This window comes from Erythrobacter neustonensis, assembly GCF_001663175.1.
In the GTDB taxonomy this organism is placed as follows: domain Bacteria; phylum Pseudomonadota; class Alphaproteobacteria; order Sphingomonadales; family Sphingomonadaceae; genus Erythrobacter; species Erythrobacter neustonensis.
Window position 1 is genome coordinate 2,713,209 of sequence record NZ_CP016033.1, and the last position, 20,414, is coordinate 2,733,622.

Here is a 20,414-nt window from a genome sequence, read left to right on the forward strand (position 1 = left end):
AGTCCTAGCCTTAAGAAATATCGCCAGCGCGAATGACACGTTCGCGCCCATCCGCCAAGCGTAGCCGCAAGGCGCCATCGGTTTCCTCGAGGCCCGCAAAGCTTCCCGAAATGATCGATCCGTCGGTGTCGTGAACTGTCACCGACGAACCCTGCGCATGGATCGAGCGTGAAAGGAATGCCTGCAGCACCGCTTCGAGCCCGTAGGTCCGCCACATCTCCAGCTGCCGGTCGAATAGGCTTGCCAGACTGGCGGCAAATTCTTCGATATCGGGAGGCGTGGTCACATCGGCAACGGCGGCGGTCTTGCGGCCTTCGATCACCGGCGCTCTCGCCAAATTGACTCCGATGCCGACGACGACGTTCGCGCCGACCATCTCGAGCAGGATGCCGGACAGCTTGCCATCGTTCAGCAGGACATCATTGGGCCATTTGAGGCACAAATCGCCGCCAATGCCCGGCACCGACGCAATCGCGGCATGCACCGCCAGCGCTGCAACGAAGCTCAGCGATGCCGGCGGCGGGCCGCCTTCGGTGATTTCGACCGCGGTCGAACCCATGAAGTTGCCCGATCCGTCGAACCATGCGCGCCCTTGCCTGCCGCGACCCGCGGTCTGGCGGTGGGCCACCAGCCAGTCCCCCTCGGCCCACCCTGCACCGCTGCGCAGGGCGGCGGCCACATCGGCATTGGTCGAGCCGGTCTCTGCGACGAGGTGGATCAAACCGCGAGGAACAGCGACGAAGCCGCCTTGTCGGCAAGGTCGGTCAGCGACGGAGTCAAGAAGTAGCCGAGCGGCGAAATGATCAGACCCGTCAGCGCCAGCAGCACCCAGTGGGCCGGCCCGCTCTTGCCGGTAACGATACCGGCAGGCTCGTCGAAGAACATCACCTTCACGAACTTGATGTAATAGAACGCGCCGACAACACTGGCCGCAATCGCGATCGCCCCGAACACCACAAGCCCCGCTTCGATCGTCGCCTGGAAGATCACGAATTTGGCAAAGAAGCCGAGCAGCGGCGGGATGCCCGCAAGGCTGAACATGAAGATCAGCAAGGCCCACGCAACCGCCGGCTTCGTGACCGAAAGGCCGCGGATGTCGGCGAAGGTTTCGTACAATCGGCCTTCGTCATCGCGCAGCATGAGAAGCGCGACGAAGCAACCGATGCTCATGGTGACATAGATGAAGAGATAGACCAGCATCGCGCTCGCCCCGGCGGCATTGGCCACCGCAAGCCCGAGCAGGATGAAGCCGATATTGTTGATCGAGGAATAGGCAAGCAGGCGCTTCAGATTGTCCTGACCGATCGCGCCGAGCGCGCCGAAGATGATCGATGCGAGCGCCATGAACATTACGATCTGCTGCCACGCCGCAACTTGGCCGCCGAACACTTCGAACACCACGCGTGCGGTCAGCGCGACCGCTGCCACCTTGGGCGCGGTTGCGAAGAAGGCGGTGACCGGGGTCGGCGCGCCTTCGTAAACGTCAGGCGTCCACATGTGGAACGGAACCGCGCTGATCTTGAAGGCAAGGCCCGACAGCACGAAGATCACCCCGAACAGCGCGCCAGTGCCCATCTCGCCCGTCAGCCCGGCACGCACCGCGCTAAACGACGTGCCACCGGTGAAGCCGTAAAGCAGGCTGATCCCGTAGAGCAGAATGCCCGACGCAAGCGCGCCCAGCACGAAATATTTGAGGCCCGCTTCACCCGAACGCGTCTCGCGGCGGAGGATGGCCGCAAGCACGTAGGCCGAGAGGCTGTTGAGTTCGAGCCCGAGATAGAGGCTCATGAAGTCGTTGGCCGACACCATCAATCCCATGCCGACAGCGGCAAAGAGGATGAGCACCGGGTATTCGGCCCGCATTCCGCGCTCGGAACCCGCGGACGGCCCGGCAAAGAAGGCCGGTGCGATCATCAGCGCGGCAATCGCTGCAAGATAGATCAGCGCCTTGGCAAACAGCGCGAAGGTGTCGATTTTTAACAGCCCGCCAAATGCCAGCACATCCGGCCCATCGGTTCCGGTGTGCAGGCCGGGAACGAGCAGCAGCCCTGCGGTGAACAACGCAGCAGCAGCGGCGATGGCGATCAGACGCGCGATCTTGTCCCCGCCCCATGCTGCGACCAGCAGCAACAGCAGGCCGGCACCGGTCACGACCAGTTCGGGCAGGACAAGCGCGAAGGAATGAGCGAAATCCATCAGTGCGCGCCCTCCTTGGCGCTCTCATGTTCCGTGCCGCCGTGGTGGCCAAGCGCGTTGGCGGCCGCGCCGCGGGGCGTTCCGGTGACCGGGTTTGCATCGCTCGCAGGTGCGGCGGCGGACAGCCGCGCATCGAGCAACGCGATATCCTTGCGCATCGGGGCAAGGAAGCTTTCGGGGTAAACGCCCATCCACAACACTGCCGCCGCGATCGGCGCCATCATGGCCCATTCGCGCGCCGTAATGTCCGGCATTGCCGCTGCATCGGCGTTGATCTGCGGACCGAACGCCACGCGGCGATAAAGATACAGCATGTATGCCGCGCCAAGGATGATCCCCGTCGTCGAGATCAGTGCAACCGTGCTCGACGTCTGGTAAATCCCGGCCAGCGACAGGAACTCGCCGACAAACCCGCTGGTGCCCGGCAGACCGATCGACGCCATGGTGAACAACAGGAAGAACAGCGCGTAATAGGGCATGTTGATCGCCACGCCGCCGTAACGCGCGATCTCGCGGGTGTGGAGGCGATCGTAGATCACGCCAACGCACAGGAACAGCGCGCCCGACACGAGGCCGTGGCTGAGCATCACGATCATCGCCCCTTCGAGGCCCTGCACATTGAAGGCAAAGAGCCCGACGGTGACGATCGCCATGTGCGCAACGGAAGAATAGGCGATCAGCTTCTTCATGTCCGACTGCACCAAGGCGACCAGCGAGGTGTAGACCACCGCGACCATCGACAGCGCAAACACCAGCCAGGCGAACTGCGCAGAGGCTTCGGGGAACATCGGGAGGCTGAAACGGATGAAGCCGTAGCCGCCAAGCTTGAGCAGCACGCCCGCCAGGATCACCGAACCTGCCGTCGGCGCTTGAACGTGCGCGTCAGGCAGCCAGGTGTGCAGCGGCCACATCGGCACCTTGACGGCGAAGCTTGCGAAGAACGCCAGCCAGAGCCAGGTCTGCGCGCCCGCCGGAAAGCCATATTCCATCAGCGTCGGAATGTCGGATGTGCCCGCTTCGGACACCATCCAGAACATCGCGATCAGCATCAGGACGGACCCGAGCAGCGTGTAGAGGAAGAACTTGTAGCTCGCGTAAATTCGGTTGTCGCCGCCCCACACGCCGATGATCAGATACATCGGAATAAGGCCCGCTTCGAAGAAGACGTAGAACAGGAACAAATCCTGCGCCGCGAAGGTGCCGATCATCAGCACTTCCATGAACAGGAAGGCTGCCATGTATTCGCCGACGCGCTTGGTCACCGATGTCCAGCTGGCAAGAATGCAGACCGGCATCAGGAACACGCTGAGCATGATCAGCATCAGGGCGATGCCGTCGATACCGAGCGCATAGCTGAAGCCTGCGAACAGGTCGGCGCGTTCGGTGAACTGCCATTGCGGGCCGCCGATCTGGTAATTCGACCACAGGAACACGCCAAGCACGAAGGTGATGAGCGTCGCCGCGAGCGCGATCAGCCGAGCGGCATGCGCACCCGAGAACAGGCACAGCGCCGCACCGACCAACGGCACGCACATCATAAGCGACAGGATGGGAAGGCCTTCCATTACGAAGCGCGCTCCTAAAGCAGAACGTAGGTGATAGCGGCAACCAGCCCGAGCAGCATGATCAACGCATAGGTGTAGAGGTAGCCAGACTGGATCGACTTGGCGGCCAGCGAACTGCGCTCGACCACCCAGGCAATGCCGTTGGGACCGAAGCGGTCGATCGTGCCGACATCGCCCAGCTTCCAGAAGGCGCGGCCCAATGCAAAGGCAGGCTTCACGAAGATCGCGTCATAAAGCTCGTCGAAATACCACTTGCGGAAGACGAACCGGTGCAGCGCAGGGAAGGTGCTGACGAACTTTGCGGGGATGTCGGGCTTCGCGATGTAAGCCATGTAAGCGCCGGCAAAGCCCAGGATCATCACGATCAGCGCGGTATACTTCACCCAGTAAGGCACCGCATGCATCGCGTGGATGAGCGCTTCATTGTAGAAGATTGCGCCGTTCCAGAATGCCGCGCTGTCGAGGAAAGCGGGCGCGAAGACCTGCCCTGCCGCGATCGCGCCGAGGGTCAGCACGGCAAGCGGGATGAGCATCGAAACCGGGCTTTCGTGCGGATGATAACCCGCCGTGCCCTCGTGATCGTCTGCATGGGGCACATCGTGCACAGCATCGTGACCCGCGTGCTCCTGCTTGGCAGGGTTGCCGTGATCGGAATCGTGATGGCCATCGTGCACAGCGTGCTGGATATGCTCGGACTGCGCCCAGCGCGGCTTGCCCCAAAAGGTCAGGAACATCAGGCGCCACGAATAGAAGCTGGTCAGCAAGGCCGCGCCCGCACCCGCCCAGAACGCCGCCTGCCCTGCCCCGTTGCCGCGCGCAAAGGCGACCTCGAGGATCGCATCCTTCGACCAGAAGCCGGCAAAGCCCGCGCCGAGGTGATAGATGCCCAGACCCGTGATCGCCAGCGTGCCCGCCAGCATGGCGTAGAAGGTGAACGGAATGTGCTTACGCAGACCCCCGTAATAGCGCATGTCCTGCTCGTGATGCATCGCGTGGATCACGCTGCCTGCACCAAGGAACAGCAGCGCCTTGAAGAAGGCGTGGGTGAACAGGTGGAACATCGCCGCGCCATAGGCGCCGACGCCGGCAGCGAAGAACATGTAACCCAGCTGCGAGCACGTCGAATAGGCGATTACACGCTTGATGTCCCACTGCGTCGTTCCGATCGTGGCGGCGAAGAAACAGGTCGCAGCGCCCACGATGGTCACGATGGTCAGCGCGGTCGGCGCGGTTTCGAACATCGGCGACAGGCGGCACAGCATGAACACGCCGGCGGTCACCATCGTTGCTGCGTGGATCAGCGCCGACACCGGGGTCGGGCCTTCCATTGCATCGGGAAGCCACGTGTGCAGGCCCAGCTGCGCGCTCTTGCCCATCGCGCCGATGAACAGCAGGATGCACAGGATGTCCATCGTGTAGAGGCGCATGCCGACGAAGGTGATCGTCGCACCGCTCATCGCCGGCGCGGCTTCGAGGATCGCCGGGATCGAGGTCGTCTGGAACACCAGATAGGTGCCGAAAATGCCCAGCATGAAACCCAGATCGCCGACGCGGTTGACCACGAAGGCCTTGATCGCAGCGGCACCGGCGCTGGGCTTTTTGAACCAGAAACCGATCAGCAGATACGAGGCGAGGCCCACGCCTTCCCACCCGAAGAACATCTGGACGAGGTTATCGGCGGTCACGAGCATCAGCATCGCAAAAGTGAACAGCGAGAGATAGGCAAAGAACCGCGGCTGATCCGGGTCTTCGTCCATGTATCCCCACGAATAGAGGTGGACGAGTGCGGAAACCGAATTGATCACCACGAGCATGATCGCGGTCAGCGTGTCGACCCGAAGCGCCCAGTCGAAGGTCAGCGTGCCGCTCTGAACCCACTTGAGCACGGGCACGACTTCTGTGGTGCCACTGCCTCCGAGAAAGCCGAGGAAGATCGGCCAGCTCAGCGCCGCCGACAGGAACAGCGCGCCCGTGGTGATGGTCTTGGCCGCGACATTGCCGAGCATGCGGTTGCCCAGCCCTGCGACGATGGCAGCCAGCAGCGGGCCGAATACGATGATGAGGATCTGCGTCGACACGCGGCTTACCCCTTCATCCGGTTGATATCGTCAACCGCGATCGAACCGCGGGTGCGGAAGTAGATCACGAGAATTGCGAGGCCGATCGCGGCTTCGGCTGCGGCAACCGTCAGCACCAGCATCGCGAAGACCTGACCGGTGAGGTCGTTCAGGAACGCGCTGAAGGCGACCAGATTGAGATTCACACTGAGCAGGATCAGTTCGACCGCCATCAGGATGACGATCACGTTCTTGCGGTTGAGGAAAATCCCCAGCACGCCGAGCACGAACAGGATCGCGCCCACGGTGAGATAATGTTCGATGCCGATCACAGCTCGACCCCTTGACCCACTTCGGGGTTCTTCATGACAGTTGCATCTTCCGGACGGCGGCGGATTTGCTTGCCGACATCCTGCCTTGCGCGCGCACCGGGCTTGGGCGGCTGGAAGGTCAGCACGATCGCGCCGATCATCGCGACCAGCAGGATGATGCCCGCGATCTCGAACAGCACGATGTAGCGGCCATAAAGCAGCGCGCCCAAAGCCTCGATATTGCTGACATCGGCCGCCTGCGCGGCCGAACCGTCGGCCGTGCCCAGCGCCAACCCGCCTGCATTGTAAGCGCCGACGCCAAGCAGCAGCTCGGCCAGCAGAACCGCCGCGATCAACAACCCCAGCGGCGCATTCCGGCTGAAACCGGCGCGCATCGCGGCAAAATCGATGTCGAGCATCATCACCACGAACAGGAACAACACCGCGACTGCGCCGACATAGACGATCACCAGCAGCATCGCGATGAATTCGGCCCCCAGCAGCACCATCAGGCCCGCCGCGTTGAAGAACGCGAGGATCAGCCACAGCACCGAGTGCACAGGGTTGCGCGCCATGACAACCATCACGGCGCTGGCGACGACAATGGCCGCGAAGAAATAGAAGGCGATGGCCTGTATCATGATGATCCCCAACCATCGAAGCCGCCCGCACCGCGCGCCGCCCCGAGTGTCGTCCAGTTTGATCCCATAGTCACTTTGCGGAAGATCGGCGTGCGCCTCTCCCCCGCGACATTCATTATCTGCGGCGCGCCCTAGCGATAGGGAGCGTCGGCTTCAAGGTTCGCCGCAATCGCGCGCTCCCACTTGTCACCATTGCTGAGCAGCTTGGCCTTGTCGTAGAGCAGCTCCTCGCGCGTCTCGGTCGAATATTCGAAGTTCGGCCCTTCGACGATCGCATCGACCGGGCAGGCTTCCTGGCAGAAGCCGCAGAAGATGCACTTGGTCATGTCGATGTCGTAGCGCGTGGTGCGGCGGCTGCCATCCTCGCGCGGTTCGCTCTCGATCGTGATTGCCTGCGCAGGACACACCGCCTCGCACAGCTTGCACGCGATGCAGCGTTCTTCGCCATTCGGATAGCGCCGCAGCGCATGCTCACCGCGGAAGCGGGGCGAGAGTGGGGCCTTCTCGAAGGGATAGTTGATCGTCACTTTCGGTCTGAAGAAATACTTCAGCGTCAAGGCGTGCGCCTTGAGGAATTCCCAGAGGGTGAACGACTTGATGAGGTGGGAGACGGAGGTCATGCAAAGTGCCCAGTGGCCATGAGGTAACCGGAAGTGGCGGCGACAAACAGCAGGCTCATCGGCAGGAACACCTTCCAGCCAAGCCGCATCAGCTGGTCGTAGCGGTAACGCGGCACGGTCGCCCAGATCCAGCTGAACATGAAGAAGAACATGAAGGTCTTCAGCAGGAACCAGATGATGCCAGGCACCATGTAAAGCGGCGCCCAGTCGATCGGCGGCAGCCACCCGCCCCAGAACAGCAGCGTGTTGAGCGAGCACATCAAGAGGATGTTCGCGTATTCACCCAGCCAGAACAGCGCGAAGCTCATCGAGGAGTATTCAGTCTGGTAGCCCGCGACGAGCTCGCTCTCAGCCTCGGTGAGATCGAAGGGCGCGCGTGCGGTTTCTGCAAGCGAGGAGATGAAGAACACCACCCACATCGGGAAGAGCAGCGGGTGCACGACATAGGCGTTGATCAACCCCAGCCCGAAGCCCTGCTGCGCGTTGACGATGCCGCTGAGGTTGAAGGTCCCCGCAAACAGCACCACGCACACCAGCACGAAGCCGATCGAGACTTCGTAAGAGATCATCTGTGCGGACGCACGCATCGCCGAGAAGAACGGATACTTGGAGTTCGACGCCCACCCGCTCATCACCACGCCGTAAACTCCCATCGAGGAGATCGCGAGGATGTAGAGCAGGCCGACATTGATGTCCGACACCACCACGCCAGCATCGAACGGGATCACCGCCCAGGCTGCGAGTGCGACGGTGAACGTGATGATCGGCGCAATCAGGAAGATGCCCTTGTTCGCGGCGCTCGGGATAATAGTTTCCTGAAGGAATACCTTGAGCCCGTCCGCAAAGGACTGAAGCAAGCCGAACGGGCCGACCACATTGGGCCCACGCCGCATCATGATCGCGCCGAGCACCTTGCGGTCGACATAGATCACCATGGCGACCGAGAACATGACGAGCAGCGAGATCACGATGATCCCGATGAGCGTCGCAACGGTCCAGGCCCATTCGTAGGACAGACCCAAGGATTGGAAGAAGGCGGTCATTCCGCGGCCTCCTTGACGTCAGCCCTGTGGAGCAGTTCGTCCGAGCAGCGCTGCATCACTTCGCTCGCGCGGGCGATGGGGTTGGTGAGGTAGAAATCCTTGATCGGATAGCCCGCGATCTCGCCTTCGGCCGTTGCACCCGATACCGCATCGGGCAGCGAACCGTAATCGGCCAGCCCTTCCTCGCCCAAGGCGGGAACCGCCGCGATCATCCTGGCCTGCAATTCGGCATAGCTGTCGAATCCGACGGAGACACCAAGCGCATCGGCCAGCGCACGCAAAATCGTCCAGTCTTCACGCGCATCACCCGGAGCGAAGACCGCCTTTTCGGCGAACTGCACCCGCCCCTCGGTGTTGACGTAGGTTCCGTCCTTCTCGGCAAAGGAGGCACCGGGAAGGATGATGTCCGCGTGATGCGCGCCCTTGTCGCCGTGGTGGCCGATATAGACCTTGAGGCTGCCCGCGTAGGGCGCATAGTCCATTTCGTCCGCACCGAGGCTCAAGAGCACCTTGGGCGAAGCGGCAGCAATGTCGCCCATTCCACCCGGCAGCGTGAAGCCGAGCATCAGCGACGCCATGCGCGCCGCCGAAATGTGCAGCACGTTGAAGCCGTTCCAGACACTCCCGTCCTCGTTGGTGCGCACCAGATTGAACTGGCCCACCAGACCAAGCGTAGCGCCCAGCGCGCCCTTGGCGAGCGCCGCCGCCCCCACGATCACCGCCGGACGCTTGGCCGCCGTCATGACGTCAACCATGTCCTGCGGCATCCGGCCCAGCAGGCCCAGATCGTTGCCGAGGAAGGTTGCGGGGTACGTCGGATCCCATTCGGGGCCAACGATATAGACCTTGGCCCCGGCCTTCACTGCCTTGCGCAGCCGCACGTTGAGCAGGGCGGCTTCCCAGCGGACATTGCTGCCGACGATCAGGATCGCGTCAGCCGTCTCGATCCCGGCAAAGGTCGAGTTGAAATTGACCGCCGCAAGGTTCGACACGTCATAGGTCATGCCGGTCTGGCGCGCTTCGGTGAGCTGCGAGCCGCAAGCATTGACCAGCGCCTTGGCCGCAAACATCGTTTCGGCGTCGAGCAGATCGCCCGCGACCGCCGCGATGCTGGCCTTGTCGCCTTCAAGCGCGCCCGCGATCATGCCGAAAGCCTCGGCCCAATCGGCAGGCTGGAGCTTGCCATCACGGCGCACCCACACGCGGTCGAGGCGGCGCTTCGTCAGCCCATCGACCTGATAGCGGCCCTTGTCCGAGAGCCACTCCTCGTTGACGTCGTCATTGATGCGCGGCAGCGCGCGCATGACTTCGCGGCCCTTGGAATGCAGTGTGATATTCGCGCCCACCGCGTCCGAGACATCGATGCTCAGCGTCTGCTTCAATTCCCACGGCCGCGCTTCGAAGGCATAGGGACGGCTGGTGAGAGCGCCAACCGGGCACAGGTCGATGACGTTCGCGGAAAGTTCGTGCGAAGCCGCCTGTTCCAGATAGGTCGTGATCTGCATGTCCTCGCCGCGATAGAGCGCGCCGATTTCGTCCACGCCCGCGATCTCTTCGGAGAAGCGCACGCAGCGGGTGCAATGGATGCAGCGGGTCATGATCGTCTTGATCAGCGGGCCCATGTATTTCTCGGTCACCGCGCGCTTGTTCTCATGATAGCGCGAACCGCCGCGGCCGTAAGCGACCGCCTGATCCTGAAGATCGCACTCGCCGCCCTGATCGCAGATCGGGCAATCGAGCGGGTGGTTGATGAGCAGGAACTCCATCACCCCTTCGCGGGCCTTCTTGACCATGGGCGAGTCGGTGCGGATTTCCTGACCGTCAGCTGCCGGCAGCGCGCACGAGGCCTGCGGCTTGGGCGGCCCGGGCTTCACTTCAACGAGGCACATGCGGCAATTGCCCGCAATGGAGAGGCGCTCGTGATAGCAGAAGCGCGGAATTTCCTTGCCCGCAAGCTCGCACGCCTGAAGCACAGTCGCGCCCGCGGGGACCTCGATTTCCTGACCGTCTACGGTGACCTTGGGCATTACTCGGCTGCCTCTTGGAATTGGGCGTTGTGCTCGTTGATCCGCCGCTCAAGCTCGGGACGGAAGTGGCGGATGAGGCCTTGCACGGGCCAGGCGGCCGCATCGCCCAGCGCGCAGATGGTGTGGCCTTCGACCTGCTTGGTAACTTCCTGCAGCATGTCAATTTCCTCGATCGCCGCATCGCCGGTGCGCAAGCGCTCCATCATGCGCCACATCCAGCCCGTGCCTTCGCGGCAGGGGGTGCACTGGCCGCAGCTTTCGTGCTTGTAGAAGTAGGAGAGGCGGCTGATCGCGCGGACGATGTCGGTGGACTTGTCCATGACGATGACCGCCGCCGTGCCCAGGCCCGAGCCCAGTTCCTTCAGCCCGTCGAAGTCCATCGGCGCATTGCGGATCTGTGCGGCCGGAACCAGCGGCACCGACGAACCGCCGGGAATAACGGCAAGCAGATTGTCCCACCCGCCGCGAATGCCGCCGCAATGCTTGTCGATGAGCTCTTCAAAGCTGATGCTCATCGCTTCCTCGACCACGCAGGGCTTTTCCACGTGGCCGCTGATCTGGAACAGCTTGGTGCCCTTGTTATTCTCGCGCCCGAAGGAACTGAACCACGAGGCCCCGCGCCGCAGGATCGTCGGCGCGACCGCGATGCTTTCGACGTTATTGACCGTGGTCGGGCAGCCATAAAGGCCCGCGCCTGCCGGGAACGGCGGCTTCAGACGCGGCTGACCCTTCTTGCCTTCGAGGCTTTCGATCATCGCGGTTTCTTCGCCGCAGATGTAAGCGCCCGCGCCGCGGTGCAGAAAGACGTCGAAGTCGTAACCCGAGCCGCAGGCGTTCTTGCCGATGAAACCGGCATCGTAAGCCTCGTGGATCGCCTTCTGCAGCGTCTCGGCCTCACGGATGTATTCGCCTCGAACGTAGATATAGGCTGCACGCGCGCGCATCGCGAAGCCGGCGACCAGAGCGCCTTCGATCAGCTTATGCGGATCATGGCGCAGGATCTCGCGGTCCTTGCAGGAACCGGGCTCGGATTCGTCGGCATTGATGACGAGGAAGCTCGGCCGGCCGTCGCGCGATTCCTTGGGCATGAAAGACCACTTGAGGCCCGTCGGGAAGCCCGCCCCGCCCCGTCCGCGCAGGCCGGATGCCTTGATTTCCTCGATGATCGCGTCCTGTCCGCGCGCGAGCAGCGCCTTGGTATCGTCCCAGTCGCCGCGCGTCTGCGCTGCTTTGAGGCCCCAGTCCTGGAACCCGTACAGGTTGGTGAAGATGCGATCCTTATCGCCAAGCATCACTGCTGTCCCTTTGCTTTGGCGCGCTTGATGCGCACCAGCGAAATCACCTGAAACACAAGGCCGAGGCCCATGATAATCACGCCCATCTCGTATGGACCGGTCGCGGTCAGCACGGCACCCAGCGCAAAGCCGGTCAGCCCGAGGATCGCGAAAAGCAGTGTCAGCGGGTTCATGCGAAGGCCCCCGACTGCCACATCCACACCACAACCGCGATGATGAGCAGGATTACCCCCACGCGCACGAGCCCCATCAGCACCTTGAAGGCGATGAAGGCGAGCACCAGCGCGACGAGGATGGAGACAACTTCGGTCACCTTACCATTCGCCCCGATAGTCATGGTTGGCATCCACCATCGCGGTCAGCGTGGTCGGCCCACCCGCAGGCTCGGAGGTGTGACGGCCCGGCTCCTGCGTGCCGGTTTTCGGCTGCTGGTCCGCTGCCAGCGCATCGAGCACCGCATCGAGACGCTCGGGCGTCAGGTCCTCGTAATTGTCGTCGTTGATCTGAACCATGGGCGCGGTGGCGCAATTGCCCATGCATTCGACCTCGGTGAGGGTCCACAGCCCATCGGCCGAGACCCCGCCCTTCACCATCCCGCGCTTCTTGCAGGCGGTCATGATGTCGTCCGAACCGCGCAGCATGCAGGGCGTCGTGCCGCACACCTGCACGTGGAATTTACCGACGGGTTTGAGGTTATACATGAAGTAGAAGCTGGCGACCTCGAGCACGCGGATCACCGGCATCCCGAGATACTGTGCGACATATTCGATCACCGGTAGCGGCAGCCAGCCCTGCGTATCGGTCTCCGCGCCGACCTGCCGCTGGGCGAGATCGAGCAGCGGCATCACCGCCGAACGCTGGCGCCCTTCGGGATACTTGGCGATGTGCCAATCGGCGGTTGTCTTGTTTTCCGGCGTCCACGCGAAGCCGCCCCAACGGGCGCGCAGTTCGGGGGTGTCGGGAGCGGGGGTACGGTCAGCCATTGGAGTTCTCACGGCGGTGCTTGTTTCCTCGCAGCTCGAACCAAGCCGACAAAACGAGTGAACCAAGCAATGAAGGCATGAATTGATCGTGGCCCGCTATCAACAATCCGAACGAAATCCCCAGCAGCAGGATCGCAAGCGATAGGAGCGCGAAGTCGAAGCGAGTCATCTCGATCACCGGTCGCACTCGCCAAAAACCACGTCGATCGCACCCAGAATTGCGGTCGCGTCGGGGAGCATGTGGCCCTTGGACATGAAGTCCATCGCCTGAAGGTGCGAGAATGCCGTGGGGCGAATCTTGCAGCGGTAGGGCTTGTTGGTGCCGTCGCTGACGAGATAGACGCCGAATTCGCCCTTGGGGCTTTCGGTCGCCACGTAAACCTCGCCTGCAGGCACATGGAAGCCTTCGGTGTAGAGCTTGAAATGGTGGATCAGGCTTTCCATCGACTGCTTCATCTCAGCCCGCTTGGGCGGCGAGACCTTGCCGTCGGTGCTCGCAATCGGCCCGGTCGGCATATCGCGCAGACACTGGCGGATGATCTTCGCGCTCTCGTAGACTTCCTTCACGCGCACCATGAAGCGGTCGTAGCAATCGGAGTTGGTGCCGACCGGAATGTCGAATTCCATGCGGTCATAGACGTCGTAGGGCTGCGACTTGCGCAGATCCCACGGAATGCCCGCGGCGCGGATCATCGGGCCGGAGAAGCCCCAGGCGATCGCGTCTTCGCGCGACACGATGGCGATATCGACATTGCGCTGCTTGAAGATGCGGTTGTCCATGACGAGGCTCATCGCGTCCTCGAACAGCTGGAAGAAGCGGTTGTCGAGCCAGTCGCCGATGTCGACCAACAGCTTTTCCGGCACGTCCTGATGGACACCGCCCGGGCGGAACCAGGCGCTGTGCATGCGCGCGCCGCTCGCCCGCTCGAAGAAGTTGAGGCAATCTTCGCGCAGGTCCATGATCCACAGGTTCGGCGTGAACGCGCCGACATCGAGGATGTGCGCGCCCATGTTGAGCATGTGGTTGCAGATGCGGGTCAGCTCGGCGAACATCACGCGCAGATATTGCGCGCGGATCGGCACTTCGAGGTTCAGCAGCTTTTCGATCGCGAGCACATAGGAATGCTCCTGGGCCAGCGGCGAGCAGTAATCGAGCCGGTCGAAATAGGGCAGCGCCTGCAGATAGGTCTTCTGCTCGATCAGCTTTTCGGTGCCGCGGTGGAGCAGACCGACATGCGGGTCGATCCGCTCGATCACCTCGCCGTCCAGCTCCATCACCATGCGCAGCACGCCGTGCGCCGCGGGGTGCTGGGGACCGAAGTTGATCGTGTAGTTGGTGATCACCTCACCCGTGGTGGTGAGCGATTCTTCGCGTTGCATGCTCATCGTCCGCCCTCCTTCGAGGTCGCATCGGGGGCACCGGGGGCTGGCTTTCCGCTGTCCTTCGGCGCGCCATCAGCCACGGGCTTGGCCGCCGCTTCATTGGCCGCCTTGCCCGCGCCGGTATCGGCTGGCTTCTCGGTAGTCTTGGGTTCGGCAACCGATGGCGCGCCGCGCGATTTCTCGTCGCCGGGAAGCACGTAGTCAGCGCCTTCCCAAGGCGACAGGAAATCGAAGCTGCGCATTTCCTGCGCCAGCACAACAGGTTCGTACACCACGCGCTTTTCCTCCTCGGAATAGCGCAGCTCGGTATAGCCCGTCATCGGGAAGTCCTTGCGGAAGGGATGCCCTTCGAAGCCGTAATCGGTGAGGATCCGGCGCAGGTCGGGGTTTCCGGCAAAGGTCACGCCGTACATGTCGAACACTTCGCGTTCGAGCCAGCCCGCATTGGGCCACAATGTCGTGACCGTCGGCACGGGCGTGTCCTCGCTCGCCGAACACTTGACCATGATCCGGTGGTTCTTGGTCAGGCTCTGGAGCATATACACGACTTCGAACCGCTCGGGCCGCGAGGGATAATCCGCGCCGGCGATTTCCATGAGCTGCTGATAGGCATGCTCGTCGCGCAGGATCTGCAGCACGCGCGCGGTGGCATCGCGCTCGACGCGGAAGATCACTTCGCCATGCGCTTCGTGCGCTTCGATCAGCCAGACCGAAATGGCCTCGCTGATTGCGTCGATCACGCCCTCGTTCGATGCGAACCGGGGAGCGGAATGGAGTACAGCCATGTTACGCGCCCTTATCTTTCGATGGTGCCCACGCGGCGGATCTTCCGCTGCAATTGCATGACGCCGTAAAGCAGCGCCTCGGCGGTCGGCGGGCAGCCGGGGACATAGATATCGACCGGCACGATCCGGTCGCACCCACGCACCACCGAATAGGAATAGTGGTAATAGCCGCCGCCATTGGCGCACGATCCCATGCTGATCACATATTTGGGATCGGACATCTGGTCATAGACCTTGCGCAGTGCCGGAGCCATCTTGTTGCACAGCGTGCCCGCGACGATCATCACGTCCGACTGGCGCGGAGAGGCGCGCGGCGCGGCGCCGAAACGCTCCATGTCGAAGCGCGGCATGTTGGCGTGGATCATCTCGACCGCGCAGCAGGCAAGCCCGAAGGTCATCCACCACAGCGAGCCGGTGCGCGCCCACTGGAACAGCTCCTCGGTCGACGTGACGAGAAAACCCTTGTCGGTGACTTCGGTCTGCAGCGACTTGAAGAAGTCGGCATCGGGCCCACGCATGTCGCCGCCTTGAGCGGGTGCAAGGCCAGTAAGCCCCGGGGGAGGAGAAACGATGTTATTCATTCCCAGTCCAACGCGCCTTTCTTCCATTCATACGCAAGCCCGACGGCAAGGATGAACAGGAACACCATCATACCGGACCAGCCCACCCAGCCCGTTTCGCCCAGGCTGACCGCCCAGGGGAACAGGAACGCGGCTTCAAGGTCGAAAACGATGAAGCTGATCGCGACGAGGTAGAAGCGCACATCGAACTGACTGCGCGCGTCCTCGAAAGCCGGAAAGCCGCACTCGTATTCCGAGAGCTTTTCGGCATCCGGATTGTGCACGCCGGTCAGCCGCGACACCGCCATCGGGGCCACGACGAAAAGAACCGACAGCCCGAGGGCGATGAGTACGAATAACAGTATCGGCAGATACTGGCTGAGATCGATCACAGCGATGTCCAAGCTATTAATCCCGAGGTCGCCCTAGGCGCGTCGCGCGGGACGCGCAACCCTCCGACTCGGGGAAAACCCCTTACAGGTGTTGCAGGAAATGAAAGGGAGGTTGCGAGGCAAGCGCGCCCCGCACCCCATCTTCTACTTCATCATCCGCGCCGTCGCGGCATCGGTCGCCTTGCCATAGGGCGGCTTTAATCCGCCGAGCTTGGCAATATCGATCTTGGGCTGGTGATAGACCGCGCGCGCATGGCTGAATTCGCGGAAGCCCTCGACCGCGTGATAGCTGCCCATCCCCGATGGCCCGACCCCGCCGAACGGCAGGTCTTCCATCGAAACATGAAACACCACGTCATTGGTTGTGACCCCGCCCGAGATCGTGCGGGTCAGCACGCGCTCCTGTTCGGCCTTGTCCTCGCCAAAATAATAGAGCCCCAGCGGGCGGTCGTGTTCATTGACGTAATCGACCGCCTGGTCGACCGCCTTGTAGGTCATCACCGGCAGGACGGGTCCGAAGATTTCTTCCTGCATCACGGTCATGTCTTCGTTGACGCCGCGCAGCACGGTCAGCGGCATCTTGCGCTGGTTGGCGTTGGCGAAATCCTCTTGCCCCGGATTGACTTCGATGACTTCAGCGCCCTTGTCGCGCGCATCGGAAACGAGACCTTGGAGGCGCTCGAAGTGGCGATCCGAAACGATCGAGGCATAGTCGTCGTTGTCGAGCAGCTTCGGGTACATCGTGGCGGCGGCCTGCGTGACCCCCGCGACCGCTTCGTCGGCCTTGTCTTCGGGCACCATCAGATAATCAGGCGCAAGGCAGATCTGCCCGGCATTGAGCATCTTGCCGATCGCGATCCGTTCGCCCGCCTTGGCGAAATCGGCGCTGCGCCCCATGATGACCGGCGATTTGCCGCCCAGTTCGAGCGTGACGGGCACGAGGTTCTCTGCGGCCGCCTGCATCACCCGGCGCCCCGTTGCTGTCGATCCCGTGAAGACCAGATGGTCGAACTTCAGAGAGGAAAACGCTGCGGCAACCTCGGGGCTGCCGGTGACAACCGCGACTTCCTCGGGCTGGAAATATTGCGCAGTGAGCTCCGCCATCAGCTCGCTGGTGCGCTCGGTGAACTCGGACGGCTTGATCATCGCGCGGTTGCCCGCGGCCAGCACCTGCATCAGCGGCCCGAAAGCGAGCTGCACCGGAAAATTCCACGGGCTCAGAATGCCGATCACGCCCTTGGGTTCATAGCGCACTTCGGCCTTCGCCCCCAAAAGGCCGAGCGGGAACTGCACCTTGCGCCTCTCGGGCTTCGACCACTGGTCGATGTGTTTGAGCGCGTGGTTGCCCGCCCCCACGGTCGCGGCGATGTCGGTGAGCATCGATTGCTGGGCCGAACGGCTGCCGAAATCTGCGCTCATCGCCTTGGCAAAGGCATCGCCATGGTCCTTGATCAGCGCGATCGCGCGCTTGATCCGGTCCTTGCGCTGGCTCAGGTGTTCGGGGCGCGAGGCGGTGAAGGCCGCGCGTTGGCGTGCCAGCAGGTCTTCGAGTTCAGCGCGGCGATCATCGGCCATGTCTATCTCCCCATCGGACGGATGCGTTTTAATTTGCGACGCGTTGTCGCGCAATCCGCGCGCACACGCAAGCAGCCTGCTTGGCCCGATTGCCATGCGCGGATTGCGAGCCTACATCGCGCCGCAATTCTTTCCCCGTCACGCAAGGACTTTGCCATGACCCAGCTTTCGCCGAACGATCCGGTCGTCATTCTCTCCTACGTCCGCACCCCGATGGGCGCGATGCAGGGCGCTTTGTCCGATGTCAGCGCAACCGATCTCGGCGGGATCGCGGTCAAGGCCGCGGTCGAACGCGCCGGCGTGTCCGGCGAGGATATCGACCGCGCCTATATGGGCTGCGTGCTGCCCGCGGGGCTCGGCCAGGCGCCCGCGCGTCAGGCCGCGATCAAGGCGGGGCTGCCGCTCTCGGTCGAAGCGACCACCGTCAACAAGGTGTGCGGCAGCGGCATGCAGACGCTGATCATGGGCGCCGAAGCGCTTGCCAGCGGCACGATCGACATTGTGGTTGCCGGCGGCATGGAGAGCATGACCAACGCGCCCTACCTCATGAAGAAGCACCGCTCGGGCGCGCGCATGGGTCACGACACCGCCTATGACCACATGTTCCTCGACGGCCTCGAAGATGCTTACGAGCCGGGCCGCGCCATGGGCACCTTCGCGCAGGATACCGCCAACGATTACCAGATGACCCGCGAAGAGATGGACGCCTACACCATCGAAAGCCTGTCGCGCGCGAACAAGGCGATCGCCAGCGGCGCCTTTGCCGACGAGGTCGTGCCTGTGACCGTCTCGACCCGCGCCGGCGATGTCGTGGTCGAACATGACGAAGCGCCCGGCAAGGGCCGCCCCGACAAGATCCCGCAGTTGAAGCCCGCCTTTGCCAAGGACGGCACGATCACCGCGGCGACATCGTCGTCGATCTCGGACGGTGCGGCAGCGCTGGTCCTGACCCGCGCAAGCGTGGCGGACGCCAAGGGCCTCTTGCCGGTTGCCCGCGTGGTTGCAACCGCGGCGCACGCACAGGCCCCGGCACAGTTCACCACCGCACCGATCCCGGCGATCAGGAAGGTGCTCGACCGCGCCGGTTGGAGCGTCGAGGATGTCGATCTGTTCGAAGTCAACGAAGCCTTCGCCTGCGTCGCGATGTTTGCGATGCGCGACCTCGGGATCGCGCATGACAAAATCAACGTGAACGGCGGCGGCACGGCGCTCGGCCACCCGATCGGGGCGAGCGGCGCGCGCATTGTGGTGACGCTGATTGCGGCACTGAAGGCGCAGGGCAAGCGCCGCGGCGTTGCGGCGCTGTGCATCGGCGGCGGCGAAGCGACGGCGGTTGCCGTCGAACTCGTGTAAAAAAACGGCGGGCGGGCGGCTTTATTCGTCGCCCGCCAACTGCTGCGATCCCCACAGCCGGGCGGCGGCGACAAAGCCTTTGCGTCCGGCGATATCCATTTCACACCAGCCATCGCGGCAGGGTTTCATCTTGCCGACCACACCGGGTTCTGCGCGCCAGTTGACCGGCGCTGCATCATTGGCGGCGGCACGGACCTCGGCCAGTCCCTTGCCGATCACCATCCCTGCACGCGCAAGATCGAGCTGGCTTGCCGAAATCCAGCCCTGCGTGCCTTCATGATCCTCGACCAGACGCCAGCCTTCGCGGATGCGGATGACCTTCACCGGCATCCCCTGGCGTTGATACACCCAGATCACCGGATACTCCCCGCTCGGCCCCACGCGCATGTTGACCTTTTCATAGCGCAGCACCGCCCAATAGGGCAGCGCGCGGTCCTGCGCATTGAGCGGCGAAGCAAATCCGGCCAATGCCAGCATCAGGGCAAAGCCGGAGGCGATGAAAAGGCGGATCTTGTGCATATCGCGAGCGATAGCGCCGAGTGGCCTGCGGATACAAGCCGCGCGTTTGCGATCCGTGCCTTGACCGCCCCGCCCCTGTGGCTTTAGCCCCTCAACCCATGACCCAGCGCCCTTCCCGCCCGCTTGCCGCGCCCGCGCGCGTGATCGTTACCCGTCATCTGATGCCCGGCGTCGAGGCGCGGATGCGCGAGCTGTTCGATGTCGTTCTGAACGAGGACGATGCGCCGATGAGCCGCGAGCAACTGATCCGCGCGATGCAGGACTGCGACGTGCTCGTGCCGACGGTTACCGACCGGATCGATGCGGCGATGATTGCGGAGGCAGGCGAACGGCTCGGCCTCATCGCCAGCTTCGGTGCAGGCACCGAACATATCGATCTGGCCGTTGCTGCCGCGCGGCGGATCATCGTCACCAACACCCCCGGCGTCTTCACAGACGATACCGCCGACCTGACGATGGCAGGGATCATCGGCGTGCCGCGGCGCATCCGCGAAGGCACCGCGCTGGTGCGGCGGGGCGAATGGACCGGCTGGGCGCCGTCGGGGCTTCTGGGACGCAAGCTTGCCGGCAAGGTGCTCGGCATCATCGGCATGGGCCGGATCGGGCAGGCGGTCGCCCACCGCGCGCGAGCGTTCGGTCTCGAGATCGCCTATTACAACCGCAAGGCCCTGCCCGAGGCATTGGAGCGGATGCTGGGCGCACGCTATGTCGCCAATATCGATGCGCTGATGGCCGAGGCCGATATCCTTACCCTGCACTGCCCGCTCACCGACGAGACCCGTCATCTGGTCAACGCGCGCCGCATCGCGCTGATGAAGCCGGGCAGCAGCATCGTGAACACCGCGCGCGGCGAGCTGATCGACCAGGAAGCGCTGATCGCGGCGTTGCAATCGGGGCACCTCGCGGGCGCGGGGCTCGATGTCTATCCGGACGAGCCCAACGTCGACCCGCGCCTGATCGCGCATCCCAACGTCATGACCCTCCCCCACATCGGCAGCGCCACCGCAGAAGGTCGCGAGGATTCTGGGCACAAGGTGATCGCCAATATCCGCATGTGGGCCGACGGGCATCGCCCGCCCGATCAGGTGCTGACGGCGCTGGTGCGGTAG

At 63.2% G+C, this 20,414-nt stretch carries 22 protein-coding genes; 2 read left to right on the plus strand and 20 right to left on the minus strand.

The features are described from left to right. Positions 1–10: 10 nt before the first annotated feature. The 19 genes from A9D12_RS12605 to A9D12_RS12685 all read right to left on the minus strand — a co-directional run bounded on the left by A9D12_RS12605 (position 11) and on the right by A9D12_RS12685 (position 17,433). Positions 11–721: a biotin--[acetyl-CoA-carboxylase] ligase gene (locus A9D12_RS12605; RefSeq protein WP_068352359.1), complete on the minus strand. Its 711-nt coding sequence runs from the start codon at positions 719–721 to the stop codon at positions 11–13. Next, on the minus strand, positions 718–2,196 hold the full coding sequence (gene nuoN / locus A9D12_RS12610) for an NADH-quinone oxidoreductase subunit NuoN (protein ID WP_068352361.1): 1,479 nt from the start codon (positions 2,194–2,196) through the stop codon (positions 718–720). The genes A9D12_RS12605 and nuoN overlap by 4 nt, the downstream gene beginning before the upstream one ends. Next, the gene (locus tag A9D12_RS12615; protein ID WP_068352363.1) at positions 2,196–3,761 is read right to left on the minus strand and encodes an NADH-quinone oxidoreductase subunit M; all 1,566 of its coding nucleotides are present in this window, start codon (positions 3,759–3,761) and stop codon (positions 2,196–2,198) included. Before A9D12_RS12615 ends, nuoN begins: the two co-directional genes overlap by 1 nt. A 14-nt stretch (positions 3,762–3,775) precedes the next feature. Next, positions 3,776–5,839: an NADH-quinone oxidoreductase subunit L gene (gene nuoL, locus A9D12_RS12620; protein WP_068352364.1), complete on the minus strand. Its 2,064-nt coding sequence runs from the start codon at positions 5,837–5,839 to the stop codon at positions 3,776–3,778. Between the two features lie 5 nt (positions 5,840–5,844). Next, positions 5,845–6,150 carry an NADH-quinone oxidoreductase subunit NuoK gene (nuoK, locus tag A9D12_RS12625; RefSeq protein ID WP_068352368.1) on the minus strand — a complete coding sequence of 102 codons (306 nt, stop codon included), beginning with the start codon at positions 6,148–6,150 and terminating at the stop codon, positions 5,845–5,847. Continuing rightward, complete coding sequence (locus tag A9D12_RS12630) at positions 6,147–6,770, minus strand: NADH-quinone oxidoreductase subunit J (protein ID WP_068354492.1); 624 nt, start codon at positions 6,768–6,770, stop codon at positions 6,147–6,149. The genes nuoK and A9D12_RS12630 overlap by 4 nt, the downstream gene beginning before the upstream one ends. A gap of 131 nt (positions 6,771–6,901) precedes the next feature. Then, on the minus strand, positions 6,902–7,390 hold the full coding sequence (nuoI, locus tag A9D12_RS12635) for an NADH-quinone oxidoreductase subunit NuoI (RefSeq protein WP_068352369.1): 489 nt from the start codon (positions 7,388–7,390) through the stop codon (positions 6,902–6,904). Next, the gene (gene nuoH / locus A9D12_RS12640; RefSeq protein ID WP_068352373.1) at positions 7,387–8,433 is read right to left on the minus strand and encodes an NADH-quinone oxidoreductase subunit NuoH; all 1,047 of its coding nucleotides are present in this window, start codon (positions 8,431–8,433) and stop codon (positions 7,387–7,389) included. Before nuoH ends, nuoI begins: the two co-directional genes overlap by 4 nt. Continuing rightward, positions 8,430–10,460 carry an NADH-quinone oxidoreductase subunit NuoG gene (gene nuoG / locus A9D12_RS12645; RefSeq protein ID WP_068352375.1) on the minus strand — a complete coding sequence of 677 codons (2,031 nt, stop codon included), beginning with the start codon at positions 10,458–10,460 and terminating at the stop codon, positions 8,430–8,432. Before nuoG ends, nuoH begins: the two co-directional genes overlap by 4 nt. After that, positions 10,460–11,752, minus strand: coding sequence for an NADH-quinone oxidoreductase subunit NuoF (nuoF, locus tag A9D12_RS12650; protein ID WP_068352377.1), 1,293 nt, complete (start codon positions 11,750–11,752; stop codon positions 10,460–10,462). Before nuoF ends, nuoG begins: the two co-directional genes overlap by 1 nt. Continuing rightward, on the minus strand, positions 11,752–11,928 hold the full coding sequence (locus tag A9D12_RS14765; RefSeq protein ID WP_156522881.1) for a hypothetical protein: 177 nt from the start codon (positions 11,926–11,928) through the stop codon (positions 11,752–11,754). Before A9D12_RS14765 ends, nuoF begins: the two co-directional genes overlap by 1 nt. Then, the gene (locus A9D12_RS14770) at positions 11,925–12,092 is read right to left on the minus strand and encodes a hypothetical protein (RefSeq protein ID WP_156522882.1); all 168 of its coding nucleotides are present in this window, start codon (positions 12,090–12,092) and stop codon (positions 11,925–11,927) included. The genes A9D12_RS14765 and A9D12_RS14770 overlap by 4 nt, the downstream gene beginning before the upstream one ends. Further along, positions 12,070–12,738: an NADH-quinone oxidoreductase subunit NuoE gene (gene nuoE / locus A9D12_RS12655; RefSeq protein ID WP_068352380.1), complete on the minus strand. Its 669-nt coding sequence runs from the start codon at positions 12,736–12,738 to the stop codon at positions 12,070–12,072. The genes A9D12_RS14770 and nuoE overlap by 23 nt, the downstream gene beginning before the upstream one ends. Continuing rightward, a complete protein-coding gene (locus A9D12_RS12660) occupies positions 12,731–12,916 on the minus strand; it encodes a hypothetical protein (protein WP_068352382.1) in 186 nt (61 codons plus the stop codon). The genes nuoE and A9D12_RS12660 overlap by 8 nt, the downstream gene beginning before the upstream one ends. After that, a complete protein-coding gene (locus A9D12_RS12665; protein WP_068352384.1) occupies positions 12,913–14,124 on the minus strand; it encodes an NADH-quinone oxidoreductase subunit D in 1,212 nt (403 codons plus the stop codon). Before A9D12_RS12665 ends, A9D12_RS12660 begins: the two co-directional genes overlap by 4 nt. Continuing rightward, a complete protein-coding gene (locus A9D12_RS12670) occupies positions 14,121–14,906 on the minus strand; it encodes an NADH-quinone oxidoreductase subunit C (RefSeq protein ID WP_068352386.1) in 786 nt (261 codons plus the stop codon). Before A9D12_RS12670 ends, A9D12_RS12665 begins: the two co-directional genes overlap by 4 nt. Before the next feature lie 11 nt (positions 14,907–14,917). Further along, on the minus strand, positions 14,918–15,424 hold the full coding sequence (locus A9D12_RS12675; RefSeq protein ID WP_418251563.1) for a NuoB/complex I 20 kDa subunit family protein: 507 nt from the start codon (positions 15,422–15,424) through the stop codon (positions 14,918–14,920). A gap of 59 nt (positions 15,425–15,483) precedes the next feature. Then, positions 15,484–15,858 carry an NADH-quinone oxidoreductase subunit A gene (locus tag A9D12_RS12680; protein WP_068354495.1) on the minus strand — a complete coding sequence of 125 codons (375 nt, stop codon included), beginning with the start codon at positions 15,856–15,858 and terminating at the stop codon, positions 15,484–15,486. A 144-nt stretch (positions 15,859–16,002) separates the two neighbouring features. Next, complete coding sequence (locus tag A9D12_RS12685; RefSeq protein ID WP_068352394.1) at positions 16,003–17,433, minus strand: coniferyl aldehyde dehydrogenase; 1,431 nt, start codon at positions 17,431–17,433, stop codon at positions 16,003–16,005. 156 nt (positions 17,434–17,589) lie between these two features. On the opposite strand from A9D12_RS12685, the gene A9D12_RS12690 reads away from it, so the two are divergent. Then, entirely contained in the window at positions 17,590–18,786 is a 1,197-nt protein-coding gene (locus A9D12_RS12690) for a thiolase family protein (RefSeq protein WP_068352396.1), read from the plus strand. Positions 18,787–18,807: 21 nt separating this feature from the next. Here A9D12_RS12690 and A9D12_RS12695 read toward each other — a convergent pair whose 3' ends face one another. Continuing rightward, positions 18,808–19,305: an SH3 domain-containing protein gene (locus tag A9D12_RS12695; protein WP_068352401.1), complete on the minus strand. Its 498-nt coding sequence runs from the start codon at positions 19,303–19,305 to the stop codon at positions 18,808–18,810. 98 nt (positions 19,306–19,403) lie between these two features. Between A9D12_RS12695 and A9D12_RS12700 the strand changes: the two genes are divergently transcribed. Next, entirely contained in the window at positions 19,404–20,414 is a 1,011-nt protein-coding gene (locus A9D12_RS12700) for a 2-hydroxyacid dehydrogenase (protein ID WP_068352403.1), read from the plus strand.